This is a genomic window from Nocardioides rotundus (assembly GCF_019931675.1).
GTDB classification, from domain to species: Bacteria; Actinomycetota; Actinomycetes; order Propionibacteriales; family Nocardioidaceae; genus Nocardioides; species Nocardioides rotundus.
In genome coordinates this window covers 3,503,380-3,522,905 of record NZ_CP082922.1, presented here as the reverse complement: position 1 = coordinate 3,522,905, position 19,526 = coordinate 3,503,380, and the positions used below count along the sequence as shown (strand labels likewise).

21 protein-coding genes, 2 tRNA genes and 1 other RNA gene are annotated in these 19,526 nt (G+C 72.5%); 16 read left to right on the top strand and 8 right to left on the bottom strand.

Annotation, left to right across the window (positions count from 1 at the left end; genetic code table 11):
- Positions 1-21 precede the first annotated feature (21 nt).
- From K8W59_RS17400 to K8W59_RS17385, 3 genes are read left to right on the top strand one after another with little or no spacing between them, the layout of a single operon-like run.
- Positions 22-318 (top strand): WXG100 family type VII secretion target, encoded by a 297-nt coding sequence (locus K8W59_RS17400; protein ID WP_223396215.1) that lies wholly within the window; start codon positions 22-24, stop codon positions 316-318.
- Positions 315-1,637, top strand: coding sequence for an EsaB/YukD family protein (locus K8W59_RS20240; protein WP_263283261.1), 1,323 nt, complete (start codon positions 315-317; stop codon positions 1,635-1,637). The genes K8W59_RS17400 and K8W59_RS20240 overlap by 4 nt, the downstream gene beginning before the upstream one ends.
- Before the next feature lie 3 nt (positions 1,638-1,640).
- Entirely contained in the window at positions 1,641-1,829 is a 189-nt protein-coding gene (locus K8W59_RS17385) for a type VII secretion protein EccB (protein WP_223396213.1), read from the top strand.
- A 47-nt stretch (positions 1,830-1,876) separates the two neighbouring features.
- Here K8W59_RS17385 and K8W59_RS17380 read toward each other — a convergent pair.
- A tRNA-Ser gene (locus tag K8W59_RS17380) sits at positions 1,877-1,964 on the bottom strand.
- Positions 1,965-2,019: 55 nt separating this feature from the next.
- Between K8W59_RS17380 and ffs the strand changes: the two genes are divergently transcribed.
- From ffs to K8W59_RS17345, 7 genes are all read left to right on the top strand, one after another.
- Positions 2,020-2,110: signal recognition particle sRNA small type (gene ffs / locus K8W59_RS17375), an RNA gene on the top strand.
- A gap of 78 nt (positions 2,111-2,188) precedes the next feature.
- Positions 2,189-4,378: a DNA polymerase III subunit gamma and tau gene (locus K8W59_RS17370; RefSeq protein ID WP_223396212.1), complete on the top strand. Its 2,190-nt coding sequence runs from the start codon at positions 2,189-2,191 to the stop codon at positions 4,376-4,378.
- Between the two features lie 56 nt (positions 4,379-4,434).
- Entirely contained in the window at positions 4,435-4,794 is a 360-nt protein-coding gene (locus K8W59_RS17365; protein ID WP_223396211.1) for a YbaB/EbfC family nucleoid-associated protein, read from the top strand.
- Positions 4,795-4,803: 9 nt separating this feature from the next.
- A complete protein-coding gene (gene recR, locus K8W59_RS17360; protein ID WP_223396210.1) occupies positions 4,804-5,400 on the top strand; it encodes a recombination mediator RecR in 597 nt (198 codons plus the stop codon).
- Complete coding sequence (locus K8W59_RS17355) at positions 5,397-5,987, top strand: DUF5063 domain-containing protein (protein ID WP_223396209.1); 591 nt, start codon at positions 5,397-5,399, stop codon at positions 5,985-5,987. Before recR ends, K8W59_RS17355 begins: the two co-directional genes overlap by 4 nt.
- 90 nt (positions 5,988-6,077) lie before the next feature.
- Entirely contained in the window at positions 6,078-7,352 is a 1,275-nt protein-coding gene (locus tag K8W59_RS17350; protein WP_223396208.1) for an aspartate kinase, read from the top strand.
- A complete protein-coding gene (locus tag K8W59_RS17345) occupies positions 7,349-8,395 on the top strand; it encodes an aspartate-semialdehyde dehydrogenase (RefSeq protein WP_223396207.1) in 1,047 nt (348 codons plus the stop codon). Before K8W59_RS17350 ends, K8W59_RS17345 begins: the two co-directional genes overlap by 4 nt.
- Before the next feature lie 10 nt (positions 8,396-8,405).
- On the opposite strand, the gene K8W59_RS17340 is transcribed toward K8W59_RS17345, so the two are convergent.
- From K8W59_RS17340 to K8W59_RS17330, 3 genes are all read right to left on the bottom strand, one after another.
- Positions 8,406-9,167, bottom strand: a complete 762-nt coding sequence (locus K8W59_RS17340; RefSeq protein ID WP_223396206.1) for a DUF2157 domain-containing protein — start codon at positions 9,165-9,167, stop codon at positions 8,406-8,408.
- A gap of 67 nt (positions 9,168-9,234) precedes the next feature.
- Positions 9,235-9,308, bottom strand: a tRNA-Pro gene (locus tag K8W59_RS17335).
- 77 nt (positions 9,309-9,385) lie between these two features.
- On the bottom strand, positions 9,386-10,309 hold the full coding sequence (locus K8W59_RS17330; protein WP_223396205.1) for a metallophosphoesterase: 924 nt from the start codon (positions 10,307-10,309) through the stop codon (positions 9,386-9,388).
- A gap of 26 nt (positions 10,310-10,335) precedes the next feature.
- Here K8W59_RS17330 and K8W59_RS17325 point away from each other — a divergent pair, with 26 nt between their 5' ends.
- Complete coding sequence (locus K8W59_RS17325; RefSeq protein ID WP_223396204.1) at positions 10,336-10,797, top strand: GatB/YqeY domain-containing protein; 462 nt, start codon at positions 10,336-10,338, stop codon at positions 10,795-10,797.
- 7 nt (positions 10,798-10,804) lie between these two features.
- Here the strand turns inward: K8W59_RS17325 and K8W59_RS17320 are convergent, their stop codons facing one another.
- Positions 10,805-13,144: a penicillin-binding protein gene (locus K8W59_RS17320; protein ID WP_223396203.1), complete on the bottom strand. Its 2,340-nt coding sequence runs from the start codon at positions 13,142-13,144 to the stop codon at positions 10,805-10,807.
- A gap of 224 nt (positions 13,145-13,368) precedes the next feature.
- Here K8W59_RS17320 and K8W59_RS17315 point away from each other — a divergent pair, with 224 nt between their 5' ends.
- Positions 13,369-13,665 carry a WhiB family transcriptional regulator gene (locus K8W59_RS17315; RefSeq protein ID WP_223396202.1) on the top strand — a complete coding sequence of 99 codons (297 nt, stop codon included), beginning with the start codon at positions 13,369-13,371 and terminating at the stop codon, positions 13,663-13,665.
- Here the strand turns inward: K8W59_RS17315 and K8W59_RS17310 are convergent.
- The gene (locus K8W59_RS17310) at positions 13,647-14,798 is read right to left on the bottom strand and encodes an ArsA family ATPase (RefSeq protein WP_223396201.1); all 1,152 of its coding nucleotides are present in this window, start codon (positions 14,796-14,798) and stop codon (positions 13,647-13,649) included. The genes K8W59_RS17315 and K8W59_RS17310 overlap by 19 nt on opposite strands.
- The gene (locus K8W59_RS17305; protein ID WP_223396200.1) at positions 14,795-15,805 is read right to left on the bottom strand and encodes an ArsA-related P-loop ATPase; all 1,011 of its coding nucleotides are present in this window, start codon (positions 15,803-15,805) and stop codon (positions 14,795-14,797) included. Before K8W59_RS17305 ends, K8W59_RS17310 begins: the two co-directional genes overlap by 4 nt.
- 140 nt (positions 15,806-15,945) lie before the next feature.
- Between K8W59_RS17305 and K8W59_RS17300 the strand changes: the two genes are divergently transcribed.
- Entirely contained in the window at positions 15,946-16,746 is an 801-nt protein-coding gene (locus K8W59_RS17300) for a CoA transferase subunit A (RefSeq protein ID WP_223399892.1), read from the top strand.
- Complete coding sequence (locus K8W59_RS17295) at positions 16,746-17,375, top strand: CoA transferase subunit B (RefSeq protein ID WP_223396199.1); 630 nt, start codon at positions 16,746-16,748, stop codon at positions 17,373-17,375. The genes K8W59_RS17300 and K8W59_RS17295 overlap by 1 nt, the downstream gene beginning before the upstream one ends.
- Before the next feature lie 61 nt (positions 17,376-17,436).
- Here K8W59_RS17295 and K8W59_RS17290 read toward each other — a convergent pair whose 3' ends face one another.
- Positions 17,437-18,813 carry an MFS transporter gene (locus K8W59_RS17290; protein ID WP_223396198.1) on the bottom strand — a complete coding sequence of 459 codons (1,377 nt, stop codon included), beginning with the start codon at positions 18,811-18,813 and terminating at the stop codon, positions 17,437-17,439.
- 95 nt (positions 18,814-18,908) lie between these two features.
- On the opposite strand from K8W59_RS17290, the gene K8W59_RS17285 reads away from it, so the two are divergent.
- Together K8W59_RS17285 and K8W59_RS17280 are read left to right on the top strand one after the other, a co-directional pair.
- Entirely contained in the window at positions 18,909-19,064 is a 156-nt protein-coding gene (locus K8W59_RS17285) for a hypothetical protein (protein WP_223396197.1), read from the top strand.
- Positions 19,064-19,525 (top strand): RidA family protein, encoded by a 462-nt coding sequence (locus K8W59_RS17280; protein WP_223396196.1) that lies wholly within the window; start codon positions 19,064-19,066, stop codon positions 19,523-19,525. Before K8W59_RS17285 ends, K8W59_RS17280 begins: the two co-directional genes overlap by 1 nt.
- Position 19,526 lies beyond the last annotated feature (1 nt).

Sequence of the window (19,526 nt, the reverse complement as noted above, 5' to 3'; positions counted from 1 at the left end):
CACACACGGAAGGTGACTCTCATGACCCTGGACGGACTTCGCGTCAACCACGGCGGCCTGGACCTGGCCGCGCAGGACCTGCACCGCGCGGTGCAGCAGATCGACGAGCGGCTGGACCGGCTCGAGGGCGAGCTGAGCCCGCTGCGCAGCGACTGGACCGGACGCGCGCAGGAGGCCTACGAGCGGGCCAAGCGGACCTGGGACGGCGCGATCCAGGAGATGGTCCAGCTGCTGGCCGACACCGGCCGGACCGTCGCGGCCTCGAACGAGGACTACCGTGCCGCGGACCAGCGCGGGGCGGCTGCCTTCGACCTGTGAGCACCGTTGTCTCGGGGGTGACCGGTCCGCTGCGGCTGACCCTGGTCACCGAGCGGGGCCGTCACGACCTGGCGGTGCCCGGCGGGGTGCCGGTGGGTCGGCTGCTGCCGGAGCTGGCGCGTACGGCGGGGCTCGCGGCCGACGACTCCCTGGAGGCCCGCCTGCTCCGGGCGGACGGGTCGGCCTTGGACCCCGGCCTCGGGCTGCACGACCAAGGAGTGGTCGCGGGGGAGCGGGTGCGGCTGGCGTCGGCGGACTGGGCGGAGCCGCGCCACGACGACGTGGCGCTCGCGACCGCCGAGATCGTGGTGGCCGAGCTGCCGCCCTGGCGGCCCCCGGCGGGCCGCCGTACCGCCTTGGGGGTGGGGTGCGGTCTCCTGCTGCTCGCGGGGATCGCCCTGCTGCGGGTGGGGGAGCCGGCCGCCCTGGTGGCGGGCCTGGTGGCCGTCGTGCTCGTCTGCGGTGCCGGGCTGCTCTCCCGGGCGCGGAGGGCTCCGGGGTCCGCGGCGATCGTGGGGTGGGTCGCGACGGGGTACGCCGCCCTCGCCGGCCTGCTCGTCGGCGGGGGCGCGCTGGGGTCGTCCCTGACCGGCGCGGGCATCGGGGCGGCTGCGGCCGGCCTGGCATGCGCGGCCGGCGTGGCGGAGCGTCGGGTCCTGGCCGGACCGCCCGTCGTGCTGGGGGTGCTCACCGCGCTCGCCGGCCTGCTCCTCCCCGCGGTCGGCCGGCCCGACGTGGTGCTCGTCTCGGTGATGACGGCTGCCGTGATCGCGGGCAGCCTGCTGCCCTGGCTGGCGTTGAGCGTGGCGGCGGTGCGACCCGACCCGCCGTGGCGCGGGGTGACGTCCACGCCGGCCCCCGCCGTCGATGCGCCGGGGCTGCGCTCCGGGGTCCTGCTGGCCGACCAGGTGCTGCTCGCCGCCCAGGCGACGGTCGGGCTGCTCGCGCTGGCCGTCTTGCCGGTGACCGTGGGGCTCGGTGCCTGGGGAGCCGTGCTCGGGGTGCTGTGCTGCCTCGTCCTTCTGTTGCGCACCCGGCACCATGCGTCCGGCGCGCAGCTGGCGGTCGGGCTGGTGTCCGGCGTGGCCGGCCTGGCGGTGATGGCCGTGACGGCGGTGGTGCAGCGGCCCGGATGGTCGCCGGTGGTTGCCGGGCTCCTCGCGGTCGCGGGCCTGGTCGTGCTCGGTTTGATGCTGGCTCCGCCGGGCCTCGGCGTCCGGCGTGGGTGGTGGGGCGATCTGGCGGAGTCGCTGGTGCTGGTCGCGCTGCTCCCGGTGCTGGCGGTGGCGACCGGGCTGCTCGACGCGGTGGGGCGATAGTCGATGGCCGACAACCGCGACCTGGTCGAGGCGTATGCGTTCAACCGACGGCGCCTGGTGACCGCGTTCGTCACCGGGAGCGTCGACCGCGGGCTCCCGCGGCCGTGGCGGGCCCTGACGATCGGCCTGCTGCTCGCCGTGCTGCTGGTGGCGGGTGCCGCGGCGGCGCCGTACGTCGTGGACCTGTTCTGACCATCCCGGAATGCACCGCGGCGCCGGCCGAAGCCGACGCCGCGAGGTGGCGGAGGATGCGGGATTCGAACCCGCGAGGGCGTTAACCCAACCCGCTTTCCAAGCGAGCGCCATAGGCCACTAGGCGAATCCTCCGCGCAGGAGCGTACCCAACTGGGGGGCGCCGGATGAAATCGCCTAGACTTCTACCAACCCCCCGCGCGGCGACATCTCGCCCAACTCCCCCAGGGCCGGAAGGCAGCAAGGGTAAGTGAGCTCTGTCGGGTGCGCGGGGGGCCTTTCGATGTCCGCGCTCGGTGCGATCCACAGGGCCACCGGCCGGGTACCGGGTGTCGGTGCCCGCGGCTAGGGTCGTCGACGTGGACTCACCACTCGCGCTCTACCGCCGCTACCGCCCCGAGACCTTCGCCGAGGTGATCGGGCAGGAGCACGTGACCACGCCCCTGCGGGCCGCGCTGGAGCACAACCGGGTGAACCACGCCTACCTGTTCTCCGGCCCCCGCGGTTGCGGCAAGACCACCTCCGCCCGGATCCTCGCGCGCACGCTCAACTGCGCCAAGGCGCCGGTCGCCGACCCGTGTGGCGAGTGCGACAGTTGCCGCGACCTGGCCCGCGGAGGCCCGGGCTCGATCGACGTGATCGAGATCGACGCCGCGTCCCACAACGGCGTCGACGACGCCCGCGACCTGCGGGAGAAGGCGTTCTTCGCGCCGGTGCGCGACCGCTACAAGGTCTACATCATCGACGAGGCGCACATGGTGACGCCGCAGGCGTTCAACGCGCTGCTCAAGCTGGTCGAGGAGCCGCCGCCGCACCTGCGTTTCATCTTCGCCACCACCGAGCCGGACAAGGTGATCCCGACCATCCGGTCGCGGACCCATCACTACCCGTTCCGGCTGATCCCGCCGCGGCTGCTGTCGAGCTACCTGGCCGAGCTGTGCGAGGCCGAGGGCGTCGCGATCGAGCCCGCCGCGCTGCCGCTGGTCGTGCGCGCCGGGGCCGGCTCGGCCCGGGACACGCTGTCGGTGCTCGACCAGCTGATCGGCGGATCCGGCCCCGACGGGGTCACCCACCAGCTGGCCACCGGGCTGCTCGGCTTCACCCCGGACACCCTGCTCGACGAGGTGGTCGACGCCTTCGCCGCCGGTGACGGCAGCGCGGTGTTCGGTGTGGTCGACAAGGTGATCGAGACCGGGCAGGACCCGCGCCGCTTCACCGAGGACCTGCTGCGCCGCCTGCGGGACCTGGTGATCGTCGACGCCGTGCCCGACGCGCCCGCGACCGGGCTGATCGAGGTGTCGGAGGACCAGGGCGAGCGGCTGGTCGCCCAGGCGGCCCGCTTCGGCTCGCGCGAGCTCTCCCGAGCGGCCGACCTGGTCGCGACCGGCCTGACCGAGATGCGCGGCGCCACCGCGCCCCGGCTGCTGCTCGAGCTGATCTGCGCCCGCGTTCTGCTGCCGAGCGCTGACGACTCCGTCGACGGTGTGGGCGCCCGGCTGGATCGCCTCGAGAAGCGGATCGGGGTGACCGGAGGCGCGCCGAGCGCCGGCGGGCGCGCTGCGCCGGTTTCCGCTCCTGCCGCTCAGCCCACGACCCCTGCGCCCTCGGCCCCCGCGCCCGCTGCCCCCGCGGCCACCGGAGGTAGCCCAGCCATCCCGGAGGACCGTCCGCAGGTGGCTCAGCAACCTCCGGTCGGCGGGCCGCCCGCCCCCGCGGCGCCGGGCGACGGCCCGGTCGGCGGACCGCCCTCCCCGGTTCCGTGGGACCAGCAGGAGCCCGAGCAGGCACCCGCGCCGGACGCCCCGGCCACGCAGTCCGCTCAACAGAGCGCCCCCGAGCAGCCCGCCCCGGCCGGGGCGTCGACGGCGAAGGCGAGCGAGGGCGGCCTGAGCCTGGTGGAGGTACGTCGCCTCTGGCCGGACATCGTCGACGCCACCAAGACCATGCGCCGGCTCGTCTGGATGCTGCTCACCCAGCACGCCCAGGTCGTCGGGGTGGAGGGCGACGCGGTCACCATCGGCTTCGACACCACCGGCCCGCGCGAGTCCTTCGTGAAGTCCGGCGGCGACGAGGTGCTGCGCCAGGCCGCGATCGACGTGGTCGGCCAGGACTGGCGGATCGAGGCGATCGTCGATCCGGGCTCCAGCCCCGGCGACACCGGCCGTTCGCAGCCTCCGGGGCCGCCGGACGCCGCCGCCCCGACCGGTCAGCCCGTCGGTCCGACGGTCCGGGACGAGCCCGGCCCGGCCGGACGACCCGGGACGGACGGGCAGCAGGAGCCCGAGCCCCCGGCGCCGGACGACGGGCGGGACGGGCCAGTTGCTCGCGCCGCCGTACCCGACCCGGTTCCGCCCGCCGAGGACGCCCCGCCGCCCCCCGAGCCGCGCTACGCCGCCCGGTCGACCCGCCCCGAGCGGCAGGAGGCCTACGACCCCGACCAGGACGTCGACCCCGACGACCCGGAGTCCGACGCGGGCGGCGTGGACAGCGCCGCGCTCCTCGAGCGCACCCTGGGCGCGAAGGTGATCGACGAGATCCCCCACGAGTGAGCGACCCGGCGCCGCGCGGCGCGCCGTACCGACCATCGACCTGAGAGAGTGGAGCCATGAGCCAGAACCCCTTCGACGCCCTCGGTGGCGGCGGCTTCGACATGAACGCCCTGATGCAGCAGGCCCAGCAGATGCAGGAGCAGCTGGAGGCTGCGCAGGACCAGCTGAACCAGCAGGAGGTCGAGGGCCAGGTCGCCGGCGGGGCGGTCACCGTCAAGGTCAACGGCGTCGGCGAGCTGCTCGACGTCACCGTCCGCCCCGGCACCGTCGACGGCGGCGACGCCGAGAGCCTCTCCGAGCTCGGCGAGCTGGTGGTGGCCGCCTACCGCGACGCCAAGTCCCGCGCCGACCAGCTGGCTGCGGAGACGCTCGGCCCGCTCGCCGGGGGCGGCGGCGGGTTGCCCGGACTGGGCTGAGGCCGGCCGGTGTACGAAGGCGTCGTCCAGGACCTCATCGACGAGCTCGGTCGACTGCCCGGGGTCGGGCCGAAGAGCGCCCAGCGGATCGCGTTCCACCTCCTGCAGGCCGAGCAGACCGACGTACGTCGCCTCGCCGACGTGCTGATCGAGGTCAAGAACCAGGTCAAGTTCTGCTCCATCTGCTTCAACGTCTCCTCCGAGGAGCAGTGCCGCATCTGCCGCGACCCGCGTCGCGACGGCTCGGTGCTGTGCGTCGTCGAGGAGTACAAGGACGTGGTCGCGATCGAGCGGACCCGCGAGTTCCGCGGCCGCTACCACGTGCTCGGCGGCGCGATCTCGCCGATCGAGGGGATCGGGCCCGACCAGCTGCACATCAAGGAGCTGATGACCCGCCTCGCCGACGGCACGGTCACCGAGGTGATCCTGGCCACCGACCCCAACCTCGAGGGCGAGGCCACTGCGACGTACCTCACCCGGATGCTGACCCCGCTGGGCTTGCGCGTCACCCGGTTGGCGAGTGGACTGCCGGTGGGCGGAGACCTGGAGTACGCCGACGAGGTCACTCTCGGGCGGGCCTTCGCCGGAAGGAGAGCGGCACAATGACCCAGACCCGTCACGACCCGGAGATGGTGGCGCTCGCGCGCGCCGTCGCCGCCGAGGTCGAGCAGTTCCAGGGCGCGCTGGGGACCATCGCCCGGGACGCCGAGACCGGGCAGGCGATCCCGCTGCTGCTCCTGGAGATCGCCCGCATCTCCTTCACCGGCGCCCGACTCGGCGCGCAGCGCGACGTCACCCCGCGCGAGGAGTTCCAGCCCGACGTGCCCGAGAGCGACTACGACGACCTGCGGATGCGGCTCGCCGAGGTGCTCGGCCAGCTGGACACCTACAGCTTCGTCTTCGACCCCTACGACCCCGAGATCGTGGTCAGCCAGCTCTCCGACGACCTGGTCAGCATCGCCACCGACCTCGACCTCGGCCTCGCGCACTTCCGCAACGGCGACGTCGAGGAGGCGCTGTGGTGGTGGCAGTTCTCCTACCTCTCGTCGTGGGGCAACCTCGCCGGTGCCGCCCTCAACGCGCTGCTCACCGTGGGCACCCACGACCGGCTCGACGCCGACGCCGACCTGGACGCCGAGGCGGTCGCGGCCGCCGATGAGATGCTGCACGAGACGCCCGACGAGCGCCGCTAGACTGGATCCCACCGGCCGCGCCGCAGCGTCGCGGGCCCCGGCGTGAGGGGCAGGCGGCCGACTCACCACCGACAACCCGAGGAACACAACGTGGGCATTGTCGTGCAGAAGTACGGCGGGTCCTCCCTCGCCGACGCCGCAAGCGTCAAGCGAGTGGCGCGCCGCATCACCGAGGCCCGCCGGGCGGGCAACGACGTGGTCGTGGCCGTCTCCGCGATGGGGGACACGACCGACGAGCTGCTGGATCTGGCCAACGAGGTCAGCCCCCTGCCGCCGCCGCGCGAGCTGGACATGCTGATGACCGCCGGCGAGCGGATCTCCATGGCGCTGGTCGCGATGGCGATCTCCGACCTGGGCTTCACCGCGCGCTCCTTCACCGGCTCCCAGGCCGGCGTGATCACCGACTCGGTGCACGGCAAGGCGAAGATCATCGACATCACCCCCGGCCGGATCTCCGAGGCCCTGGGCGACGGGCACATCGTGATCGTCGCGGGCTTCCAGGGCGTGAGCCAGCAGACCAAGGAGATCACCACCCTCGGACGCGGTGGCACCGACACGACCGCGGTGGCGCTGGCCGCCGCGCTGGGCGCCGACGTGTGCGAGATCTACACCGACGTCGACGGCGTCTTCACCGCCGACCCGCGCGTGGTGCCCCTGGCCCGCAAGCTGGACCGGGTCTCCCACGAGGAGATGCTCGAGCTCGCCGCGAGCGGGTCCAAGGTGCTGCACCTGCGTTCGGTGGAGTACGCCCGCCGCTACAACGTCCCCCTCCACGTGCGCTCCTCCTTCTCCACCAAGGAGGGCACCTGGATCGTCCCCGACCCCGCCGAGGGAGAGCAGACCATGGAACAAGCGATCATCGCCGGCGTCGCGCACGACGTGAGCGAGGCCAAGATCACCGTCGTCGGTGTGCCCGACAAGGTGGGCGAGGCCGCCCGCATCTTCGACGCCCTCTCCGACGCGGAGATCAACATCGACATGGTGGTGCAGAACGTCTCCGCGGCCGCCACGGGTCTCACCGATATCTCCTTCACCCTCCCCCGCACCGACGGGCAGGTCGCGATGAAGGCACTCGCCGGGCTGCAGTCCGAGGTCGGCTACGAGAAGCTGCTCTACGACGACAAGGTCGGCAAGGTCTCGCTGATCGGCGCCGGGATGCGCTCGCACCCGGGCATCACCGCGAAGTTCTTCTCCTCCCTCGCGGGCGCGGGGGTGAACATCGAGATGATCTCCACCTCGGAGATCCGGATCTCGGTGATCGTCGACGAGGCGGACGTCACCGACGCGGTGTGCGCCGCGCACGCGTCCTTCGACCTCGACGCCGACGAGGTCGAGGCGGTCGTGTACGGCGGGACCGGCCGATGAGGCCGGTCAACATCGGCGTCGTCGGCGCCACCGGCCAGGTCGGCGTCGCGATGCGGCAGATCCTGCTGGAGCGCGACTTCCCCGTCGACCAGGTCCGGTTCTTCGCCTCGGCCCGCTCCGCCGGCACCGTGCTCCCGTTCGGCGACCGCGAGGTCACCGTCGAGGACGCCGCGACCGCCGACCCCACCGGGCTGGACATCGCGCTGTTCTCCGCGGGGGCCACCACCTCCCGCGAGCTGGCGCCGCGGTTCGCCGAGGCCGGCGTGATCGTCATCGACAACTCCTCGGCCTTCCGCAAGGATCCGGAGATCCCGCTGGTCGTCTCGGAGGTCAACCCCGAGGCGATGGAGGGCGTGCTGGCTGCCGGCAGCGGCATCATCGCCAACCCCAACTGCACCACGATGGCCGCGATGCCGGTGCTCAAGCCGCTGCACGACGAGGCCGGCCTGCGTCGGCTCGTGGTCGCGACGTACCAGGCCGTCTCCGGCTCCGGCATCGCCGGCGTGGACGAGCTGGCGGGCGGCGTCGAGGCGGCCGGGGAGAAGGCGCGCGAGCTCGCCTACGACGGCGAGGCGGTGGCCTTCCCCGAGCCGGTGAAGTACGTCGAGCCGATCGCCTACAACGTGCTGCCGATGGCCGGCTCGATCGTCGACGACGGGTTCAACGAGACCGACGAGGAGCAGAAGCTGCGCAACGAGTCGCGCAAGATCCTCGACGTGCCCGAGCTGCTGGTCTCCGGCATCTGCGTGCGGGTGCCCGTCTTCACCGGCCACTCGCTGGCGGTCAACGCGGAGTTCGACCGGGCCATGTCGCCGGAGCGGGCCGCCGAGCTGCTCGCGGACGCGCCGGGCGTCGAGCTGGCCGACGTGCCGACCCCGCTCAAGGCGGCCGGCAAGGACCCGTCGTACGTCGGCCGGCTGCGCCGCGACCCGGGGGTTCCGGAGGACCGCGGGCTGGCGCTGTTCATCAGCAACGACAACCTGCGCAAGGGCGCCGCGCTCAACACCGTGCAGATCGCCGAGCTGATCGCCGCCCGGCTCTGACGGGCGGGCTTCAGTCGGAGCTGTAGCGCGAGGTGAGGGCCTCGGAGGCGACGTACGCCGCCACCGACAGCAGCGGGATCACGATCACGATCCACCACGCGAAGAGGCTCTCGACGAGGAACGCCAGCACGACGACGGTCACCAGTCCCACAGCGAGCAGGCTGGTGCTGCCGGCGTCGCGGACCCGCCACGCGCGGAGCAGTGCTGCCCCGGCGAGCACCGCGATCACCAGGATCGCGGCCAGCGCGAAGAAGCCGGGCTTGCCGCAGGACGACGTACCCAACGCCAGGTCGCAGCCCTGCTGAGCCAGCCAGGTCAGCAGTACGGCGAGCACGCCGACCGCCAGGCCGGTCACTGCGGCCGCGACCCGTCCGGAGACGGTGGGCAGCGCCGGGCGTGGGCGCTGCTTCTTCGGCGTCTTCTTCGGCGGCGCCTGGTCCGCCCCGTCCGCGTGGTCCGCCTCGACGGTCGACCGCGGCGCCTCTCGGCGCTCGGTAGCCGGGAGGACCTCGGTCTCGCCGCGCTCGGTCTCGGACGTCATACGCTCCGAGGAACCGCTGCTCCGCTCCGTATGACGTTGTGACGTGACGGGCGAGGGCTCCGGCTCCGGCTCAGGAGCGGGGGGTACGGCGTCAACTGGCGCCGCGTCGGGGTGAACTGGCGCCGACTCGGCGGGCTGGGGCTTCTTCTTGCGACCGAGGCGGAAGGAGGGCAGCTCGAGCGAGGGCTCCTTCTTCGCTCCCGGGTCCGATCCCGAGTCCTTGGCGGCCATGGTGGGCAAGTCTGCCATGAGGACGACGAAGCTCCCGGACCCTGAGGGATCCGGGAGCTTCGGTGGGTCGGGCTGACAGGATTTGAACCTGCGGCCTCCTCGTCCCGAACGAGGCGCGCTACCAAGCTGCGCCACAGCCCGATGGGAGCGTCACCGCTCACCGGAGGGAAACCATACCGGAGCGTCGGCGGCGCTCCCCAATCGAGGTCGAGCGGCGGTCAGCCGGTCCGAGGGACCAGGGTCAGCAGGGTCGCCTCGGGCCGGCATGCCACCCGGATCCGGGTGTAGGGGTTGGTCCCCAGGCCGGCTGATACGTGCAGCCACGACGAGTCCGGGTCGCCGGGTAGGGAGTCGGCGGGATGCCGGTGCAGACCCTTGACCCGTGCCGGCTCGAGGTCGCAGTTGGTCGCCAGGGCCCGGCCGCCCGGCAGGCACACCTGGCCGCCGTGCGTGTGGCCGGCCACGATCGCGTCGTAACCGTCGCGGGCGAACGCGTCGAGCACCCGGAGGTACGGCGCATGCGCGACCGCCAGGCGCAGGTCGGCCGTCGGGTCGGCCGGCCCGGCGACCGAGGCGAGGTCGTCGTAGCCCAGATGCGGGTCGTCCACCCCCGCGAACGCGATCCGGGTCCCGCCGACGGTGAGCGACGCGCGGGTGTTGGTCAGGTCCGTCCAGCCCGCCCGGTCGAAGCCCGCCCGCAGGTCCGGCCACGGCAGCTGACGCCCCGTGTGCCGCCGGCCGTCGTCGGGGAGGAGGTAGCGCAGGGGGTTGCGCGGGGTGGGCACGAAGTAGTCGTTCGACCCGAAGACGTAGACGCCGGGCAGGTCGAGCAGCGGGCCGAAGGAGTCGAGCACGACCGGGACGGCCCGTCGATGGGCGAGGTTGTCGCCGGTGTTGACGACCAGGTCCGGCTCCAGCTCCGCGAGCGAGCGGACGAACTCCTGCTTGGCCTGCTGGCCCGGCGTCAGGTGCAGGTCGGAGACGTGTAGCAGCCGCAGCGGGGCCTGCCGAGGCGGCAACACCGGCACGGTGACGTGGCGGAGCGTGTACTGCCGGGCCTCCCACCCGGCGTACGCCGTCAGCCCGACCCCGGCGGCTCCCGCAGCGAGCGCGGTGCGGGCGACAATCCGGGTGAGCGACACGGGGCAAGGCTGCCACAATGGCCGGCATGAGCGAGCTCCAGGACCGTCTCCGTGCCGACCTCACCACCGCCATCAAGGCCCGCGACGAGGTGACCTCGTCGACCCTGCGGATGGTGATGACCGCGATCACCAACGCCGAGGTCGCGGGCAAGGAGCACCGCGAGCTCAGCGAGGACGACGTGGTCGGCGTCCTGTCCGGGGAGGCCAAGCGCCGCCGCGAGGCCGCCACCGCGTTCGCGGACGCGGGCCGCGACGAGCTCGCCGCCAAGGAGCGCGCCGAGGCCGAGGTGATCGCGCGCTACCTGCCGGCCCAGCTCTCCGAGGAGGAGATCTCCGGGATCGTCACCGCCGCCATCGAGCAGACCGGCGCGGCCGGTGAGGGCATGCGCGCCATGGGCAAGGTGATGGGCGTGGTCCAGCCGCAGGTCAAGGGTCGCGCCGACGGCGGTGCGGTCGCTGCGGAGGTACGCCGGCAGCTGGGCGCCTGAGACGTCCTCAGTCGTCGTTCCCGCGGCCCTCGCCGCGGCCGTTGCCGTTCCCGCCGTTCTCCCGCTCGGGGGCGACGCCGGTGGAGGGGTAGAGGGTCACGGTGTCGCCGGAGCCGAACGACTCACCGGCGCCGGGACTGGTGGAGGCCACCGTGCCCTCCCCGTACTCGCTGTCGACGTCGTAGCCGACGACGGTGGTGAACCCGGCGTCCTCCAGCGTCGCCCGGGCGTCCTCGACGCTCTGGCCGGCGACGTCGGGGATGGCGGTCAGCACACCGGAGATGTCGGTGGACGCGGGCGCGACGAAGTCCTCCTGCGGCAGGTAGTCGTCGATCGTCTGCATCGCGTCGGCCCACATCGGCCCGGCCAGGGTGGAGCCGAACGCGCTGGAGACGTAGCTGCCGCCGACGTACTGCCCGTTGAGGGTGATCTGGTTGCCGAGCTGGTCGGCGCCGGCGATCACCGAGGCGGTGGACAGGGTCGGGGTGTAGCCCATGTACCAGACGGCCTTGTTGCTGTTGATCGTTCCGGTCTTGGCGGCCGAGGTGACTGAGAGGCCCAGGCCCTGTTGGGCACCGAAGCCGTCGCCCTCCTGCACGCCTCTCAGCACGTCGTTGACCGCATCGGCCACGGCGCTGGGGAGGACCTGCTGGCAGTCCGGCTCGTACTTCTTGATCGTCTTGCCGTTGGAGTCCTCGATGCTGGTGACCGGGGTGGAGTCGCAGTGCACGCCGCGGGCGCCGAAGGTCGCGTAGGCCTCGGCCAGCTCCAGCGGGCTGGTGTCGGTGACGCCGAGCACCCAGGTGGGGACCCGGTTGCGGTCGGGGTCGGTGAGCTGGACGCCCATGTCCTTGGCCAGGTTCCACGGCTCGCACATCCCGGTGTCGCGGAACAGCTGGGCGTAGAACGTGTTCACCGACTGCTGGGTGCCGGAGTAGAGGTCGAAGGTGCCCGAGCCGGTCGAGTTGTGCCAGGTGTGCGAGTCGCTGCTGGCGAAGGGGCCGTTGCAGTCCTCGAAGGAGCTGTTGGCCAGGGTGAGCTGCTCCGGCGAGCGGTAGGTGCGGGTGAGCGGGATGTTCTGCTTGATCGCCGAGGCGAGCACGAACGCCTTGAAGGTCGACCCGCCCTGGAAGCCGTTGGCGTTGCCATAGGCCTTCGGCACCGTGTAGTTGAGGTAGGTCTCGCCGAGCTTCTTCCGCTCGCCCATCGGGCGGGACTGCGCCAGTGCCTTCACCGCGCCGGTCCCGGGCTCGACCATCGCCAGCGCGCCGAGCGCCTGGTCGGTCGGGTTGACCGCGTCCTGCACCGCCTCGTCGGCGGCGCGCTGGTAGCGCAGGTCGATCGTGGTGCGGATGGTCAGGCCGCCGGAGAAGATCAGGTTGCGGCGCTCCTCGGCCGTGGCGCCGAGGTCCTCGTCCTGCTCGAGGTAGTTGACGACGTACTGGCAGAAGAACGGCGCCGGGGTGAAGTTGCAGCCGTTGTTGGTGCGGACGATGTCCAGCCCGAGCGGCTTCTGCTTGAGGTTGTTCGCCTTCTTGGTCTTGATCACGTTGAGCTGGGCCATCCGGTCCAGCACCACGTTGCGCCGCTCCAGCGCCCGGTCCTCGTAGTTGGTCGGGTCGTAGCCGGTCGGGTTCTTCACCATCCCGGCGAGCATCGCCGCCTGGGGGTAGGTCAGGTCCTTGGCGTTGGTGTTGAAGTAGTGCCGGGCGGCGGCCTGCACGCCGAAGACGCCGTCGCCGAAGTAGGCGATGTTGAGGTAGCGCTCGAGGATCCAGTCCTTGGAGTACTTCCGCTCCAGGGCGATGGCGTAGCGCAGCTCCTTGAGCTTGCGCTCGTAGGTGTCGTCGGTCGCGGCCGCCCGCTCGGCCTTGGTCTTGGCCTGGTCGACCAGGGTGAGCTTGACCAGCTGCTGGGTGATCGACGAGCCGCCCTGGACCACGCCGCCGCCGACCTGGTTGGTGACCAGCGCGCGCAGCGTGCCCTTGAGGTCCATCGCGCCGTGCTGGTAGAAGCGGTAGTCCTCGATCGCGACGATCGACTCGACCATCTTGCGGCTGATCTGGTTCAGGGGTACGACGATCCGGTTCTCGTCGTACAGCGTCGCGATGGTCTTGCCGTTGGCGTCCACCATCTGCGTCTTCTGTGCCAGGTCCTGAGTCTCCAGCTCCTCGGGCAGCTGCTCCATCGCGCGCGAGACGTCGCGGGCGCCGATGCCGATCGCCCCGGCGAACGGGATCGCCAGGCCGGCCACGACGACGCCCAGGAGGGCGGCGACGGACACCATGACGCCGAGGTGACCGAGGATGGTGGAGGCGTCGAGGCGCGGCTCATCGCGGTCGGGCATGGGGTCCAATGTACGGGAGATGAGGAAGGTGGCCCGATTCGCCGCGTACCACGTGAAGCAGACCGGCATAGTCATTTCGGACTAGTGAAAGTTGAGTCATCCGGGCCGTAGCCGACGGTCGCCGCGACACCTACCTTTGTATGTGACGGTGATGGGACCGTCCCGCGAGTGGCTGTGGGAGCCGCTCCAGCCGATCTCGGAACTCTTGTGGGGATGTCAAGCACATGTGGGTTGAGGACTGGGCGCTGCGCGCCGCATGCCGTCAGAGCTCGCCGGACGAGCTGTTCGTTCGTGGAGCGGCGCAGAACGACGCCAAGCAGGTCTGCCGGGCCTGCCCGGTGCGCACCGAGTGCCTCGCCGAGGCGCTGGACAACCAGATCGAGTGGGGCGTGTGGGGCGGCATGACCGAGCGGGAGCGTCGTGCCCTGCTCAAGCGCCAGCCGAACTCCTCGTGGCGCAGCGTCTTGGAGACCGCGCGCCGCAAGCACGTCGAGCAGACCCGTCAGCCTGCCTCGGTCTGAGTCGACGCCGGGTCGGCCAGCAGCCGGCCGACCGACCGCAGGCCTTTCAGGTCGTGTACGTCGGTCGCCAGGGCCGCCACGACTGTGGTCGGCACCGAGGGGTGCGCCGCGGCGAAGCCCTCGCGCAGCCGTGACTCCCGCTCCAGCGCCCGGGCCCGCTCGGCGTGCAGCCGCAGCAGCCCCGCGGTGAGCCCGGACCCGTCCTCGCGCTCGAGCCGGTGGGCGGCGCTGAGCGCGTCCTCCGCGTCCAGGTCGCCCGCGCTCGTGGTGGCCCGGTTGACGACCAGACCCGCCAGCGGCATGTCGTCCTCGACGAGCCGGTCGACGAAGTATGCCGCCTCCCGCAGCGCGTCCGGCTCGGGTGCCGCGACGACGAGGAACGCCGTACCGTCGGCCTGCAGCAGCTCGAAGGTCTGCTGCGCCCGGGCGCGGAAGCCGCCGAAGAGGGTGTCGAAGGCGGCCACGAAGGTCTGCATGTCGGCGAGCACCTGGGCCCCGATCACCTTCGTCAGTGTCCCGGTCACCAGCCCCACTCCCGCTGTCATCAGCCGGGCGGGGCCGCGCGCCGGTGCCAGCAGCAGCCGGATGAAGCGCCCGTCAAGGAAGCTGGCCAGGCGCTCGGGCGCGTCCAGGAAGTCCAGGGCCGAGCGGGACGGCGGGGTGTCCACGACGATCAGGTCGTAGCTGCCGTCGCGCGTCGCCTGCCGGTGCAGCTGCCCGAGGCGCTCCATCGCCATGTACTCCTGGGTCCCGGCGAAGGAGGTCGACAGGGCGATGTAGAAGGGGTTCTGCAGGATCTGCTGCGCCTTCTCCGGGCTGGCCTGGCTGGTGACCACCTCGTCGAAGGTGCTCTTCATGTCCAGCATCATCGCGTCCAGCGAGCCCCCGGAGTCCGGCGAGACCACCCCGGTCACCGGCCGCGGGGTGTTGTCCAGCTCCTCGATGCCGAGGGCCTGGGCGAGCCGTCGGGCCGGGTCGATGGTCAGCACGACCACGCGCCGCCCCTGCTCCGCCGCGCGCAGCGCGAGCGCGGCCGACGTGGTCGTCTTGCCGACGCCGCCGGAGCCGCAGCAGACGATGATCCCGGTGTCGCGGTCGGCGAGCAGCCGGTCGACGTCGAGCGGGGTGTTCATGCCAGCCCCTGGTCCCGCGCGGCGGCGGCCAGCTCGTAGAGCCCCCCCAGGTCCACGCCGGCGCTCAGCTCCGGGAGCTCGTACGTCGGCACCCCGAGCCCGGCCACCCGGGCCCGCTGCTCGTCCTCCAACCGGCGCCGGGCCGCGTGGTCGTGGCCCTCGGCGCGCAGCGCCTCGACCAGCGCGGGGGTGGGCTTCACCCCCGCCCGCTCGAGGTCGCCGGAGACCGCCGTACCGCTGATCGCGCCGGCGAGCGCGAGCTCGAGCCCGGCGTCGTCCAGCTCCTGCGGGCGGGCGCGGTTGACGACGACCCCGCCCACCGGGAGGTCGGCGTCGCGGAGCTGGTCGATCCCGTCGGCAGTCTCCTGCACCGGCATCTCCTCCAGCAGCGTGACCAGGTGGACGCGGGTCCGGCGGCTGCGGAAGAGCGTCATGATCGCGTCGGCCTGGCTGCGGACCGGGCCGACCTTCGCCAGGCCCGCCAGCTCCCGGTTCACCCCGAGGAACTGGGTGATCCGGCCGGTGGGCGGCGCGTCCAGCACGAGGGCGTCGTACTCGATCGCGTCCTTGCCGCGGCGCGGCCGCTTCGCCGCCTCGTAGACCTTGCCGGTCAGCAGCACGTCGCGCACGCCCGGCGCGAGGGTGGTGGCGAACTCGACGACGCCGAACCGCTCCAGCGCCCGGCCGGCGCGGCCGAGGTGGTAGTACATCTGCAGGTACTCCAGCAGGGCGGCGTCGGGGTCCACGTGCAGCGCGTGCACCGTGCCGCCCCGCGCGCCGTCCTCCCCGAGCCCGGTGGCCAGGCGGCGCTCCTCATACGGCAGCGGGTCGGAGTCGAAGAGCCGCGCGACGCCCTGGCGCCCCTCCACCTCGCACAGCAGGACCCGCTTGCCCTGGCCGGCCAGCGCGAGGGCGAGCGCCGCCGCGACCGTCGTCTTGCCGGTGCCGCCCTTGCCGGTCACGACGTGCAGGCGCACGCCCGGCCAGTCGCTCTGGTGCTCGCTCACAGGGCGAGCCTAGATCGGTGTGGACCGCGGCCATGTCGGCCGCTCCGGGCGGTGACTAGGATCCCCACTGAGGGGTGAGCGCCGTCACGTACGGCGCCGCGGGGACCGCGCGCACGAGCCCCTCGGACGAGAGGATTGACGTGGACAAGGTGGCGGCGAGCGCGGCCGAGGCCGTGGCGGACATCCCGGACGGGGCGACCCTGTCGGTGGGCGGCTTCGGCCTGTGCGGGGTGCCCGAGGTGCTGATCGAGGCGCTGCTCGAGGCGGGTACGACGGACCTGGAGGCCTACTCCAACAACTGCGGCGTCGACGAGTGGGGCCTGGGCCGGCTGCTCATGGCCAAGCGGCTGCGGCGGATGGTCTCCTCCTATGTCGGGGAGAACAAGGAGTTCGCCCGGCAGTACCTCTCCGGCGAGCTGGAGGTGGAGCTGACCCCGCAGGGCACCCTGGCCGAGCGGATGCGTGCGGGAGGCTCCGGCATCCCGGCGTTCTTCACCGCGACCGGCGGTGGCACCCAGGTGGCCGAGGGCGGCCTGCCGTGGCGCTACGACAGCGACGGCAACGTGGTGACGTCCTCCCCGCCGAAGGAGACCCGGGACTTCGACGGCCGGGAGTACGTCCTGGAGGAGGCGCTGGTCGCCGACTATGGGCTGGTCCGGGCGTGGAAGGGCGACCGGCACGGCAACCTCGTCTACCGGCTCTCCGCGCAGAACTTCAACCCGCTCGCCGCGATGTGCGGGCGGGTGACGATCGCCGAGGTCGAGGAGCTGGTGGAGCCCGGCGAGCTGGACCCGGCCGAGATCCACACGCCCGGCGTCTATGTGCAGCGGGTGGTCCAGCTGACGCCGGAGCAGGCCGACGACAAGCGGATCGAGAAGCGGACGGTGCGCCCGCGCGGCGCCGAGGGTGCGGACAAGGTCGAGAAGGAGGGCGACGTCTGATGGCATGGACGCGTGAGGAGATGGCGGCCCGGGCCGCCTCAGAGCTGGAGGACGGCTCCTACGTCAACCTCGGGATCGGTCTGCCGACCCTGGTGCCGAACTACGTCGACGACGACGTCGAGCTGGTGCTCCAGTCGGAGAACGGCATCCTCGGGGTCGGCGCCTACCCCTACGAGGGCGAGGAGGACGCCGACCTGATCAACGCCGGCAAGGAGACGGTCACGCTGCGCCGGGGATCCTCGATCTTCGACTCCGCGACCAGCTTCGGGATGATCCGCGGCGGCAAGATCGACGCCGCGATCCTGGGCGCCATGCAGGTCTCGGCCGCCGGCGACATCGCCAACTGGATGATCCCCGGGAAGATGGTCAAGGGGATGGGCGGCGCGATGGACCTGGTGCACGGCGCCAAGCGGGTGATCGTGTTGATGGAGCACGTCGCCAAGGACGGCTCCTACAAGATCGTCGAGGAGTGCTCGCTGCCCTACACCGGCAAGGGCGTGGTCCAGCGGATCATCACCGACCTGTGCGTCATCGACGTGACCCCGGAGGGCCTGCGCCTGGTCGAGCTGGCCCCGGGCGTCACCGAGGACGAGGTCCGGGAGAAGACCGAGCCCGACCTGGTCGCCTGATGCCCGAGTCGGCGCCAATTCACCCCGAGTCGGCGCTTGTTGACGCCCAGTCGGCGCCAATTCACCTCGAGTCGGCGCTTGTTGACCGCGCAGTGCGCGCGGCGGTCAGCACCCCGAGGACGGCGATGGCGGCGGCGAGCACGAACACGGCGAGGAACGGGTCAGTGCCCGTCCGCTGCGCGGCGGCGTACGCCACTCCCGCGACCGAGAGCGCGAGCGCGCCGCCCAGGGAGTCGGCGATGGAGAGGGCGGAGGAGTTGAACCCGCGGTCGCCGTCACCGGAGCAGGCCAGCATCGCCACGCCGGTGCGGGGATAGCCGAAGCCCATCCCGGCGCCCGCGAGGACGTAGGCGCCGGCGGCGAGCGCCGCTGGCCCGTCGAGGAGTACGGCGGCCGCGACGAGCGCCACCCCGGCCAGCACCAGCGCGGTGCCGATCCGGATGGCGTCGGTGTCGCTGACCCGCTGTCCCAGCCGCGCCTGCGCCTGGCTGCCCAGCGCCCACACGACGCCGACGACGGTGAGGGCGAGGCCCGCGCGTCCGGGCGTCAGACTCCAGCGCTCCTGCAGGACGAAGACGATGTAGGCCTCGGTGGCGAAGAAGCTCGCGGCGAGCAGACCCCGCGTCGCGATGACCGACGGCAGGCCCGGGCGCGCCCGCAACGTCCCGGTCGGCACCAGCGGCCGGACCGCGACGACGACCGCAGCCACGGCCACCAGGGCCAGCACCGCGGTGGGGCCGCGCCGTGACCCGAGCAGCTCCACGGCCAGTACGGCGGCTGCCGCGACCCCCGCCCACCACAGGCGCGAGGCGGGCGGGGCCGGCGCGCTCGCCGCCGGCCGGGCCAGCCGCCGCAGGGCCGGGGCGATGAGCCCCATGGCCAGGACGACCAGGAGGACGGTGCCGAGGAAGACCCAGCGCCAGCCGGCCAGGTGGGCGACGTACGCCGCCAGGGCGGGCCCGAAGAGCGCGGGCAGCACCCAGGCCGCGGCGAAGCTGGCGAAGATCGACGGCTGCAGCAGCGCGGGGAAGACCAGGCCGACCGTGACGTAGAGGCCGACCGAGAGGGCTCCACCGCCGAGCCCCTGGAGCACGCGGCCGATCACGAAGATCTCCATGCTCGGCGCGGTGCCGCACACGACCAGGCCGACGGAGAACAGCGCCGCGGAGGCGATCAGCGGCGCGACCGGGCCGCGTACGTCGCTCCAGGCGCCGGCCGCCACCATCCCGAGCACGCCGCTGGCCAGCGGTGCGGCGAAGGCGAGCGCGTAGAGCTCGACGCCGTCGAGGTCGCGCGCCACCGTGGGCATCACCGTGGTCACGGCCAGCGCCTCGAACGCGACGTAGGCGATGAGGGCGAACATGCCGACCGTGGTGGGCAGGTAGTCGGGGGCCAGGATGCCGCCGCGAGGGCGGCGGCGGGTCACGGTCTCGGGCACATCGGCGACGCTAGGACCTGGAGTCGGGTTGAGGTCAACCCGATTCCTCCTCACCGGGCTGACTCCGCCGGAGGGGGAGCAGTAGGGTCGCTCCCATGACGACGTGGGAGTACCAGGTAGCACCGATCCCTCTGCACAACGAGGCGCTGATGCTCAACAACTTCGGCCAGGACGGCTGGGAGCTGGTGACGATCCAGAAGAACGAGCAGGGCGGCCTCGTGGCCTTCCTGAAGCGAGCCAAGGAGGCGTGATGAGCACTCCCGAGGAGCGGCTGTCCGAGCTGGGCCTGACCCTGCCCGACGTGGTGCCGCCGGTGGCGGCGTACCAGCCCACCGCGCGCAGCGGGAACCTCGTCTTCACCGCCGGCCAGCTGCCGGCGCGCGACGGCGAGATGATCGCCACCGGCAAGCTCGGCGGCGCGGTCTCCGACGAGCAGGGGTATGAGTGCGCGCGCCAGTGCGCCCTCAACGGCCTGGCGGCGATCAAGGCCGAGGTCGGCTCCCTGGACCGGGTCGTGCGGGTGGTCAAGGTGGTCGCGTTCGTCGCGTCCACGCCCGACTTCACCGGTCAGCCGCAGGTCGCCAACGGCGCCTCCGAGCTCCTCGGCGAGGTGTTCGGCGACGCGGGCAGGCACGCCCGCTCCGCCGTGGGCGTCCCGGTGCTGCCCCTCGACGTCCCGGTCGAGGTGGAGCTCACCGTCGAGGTCTCCTGAC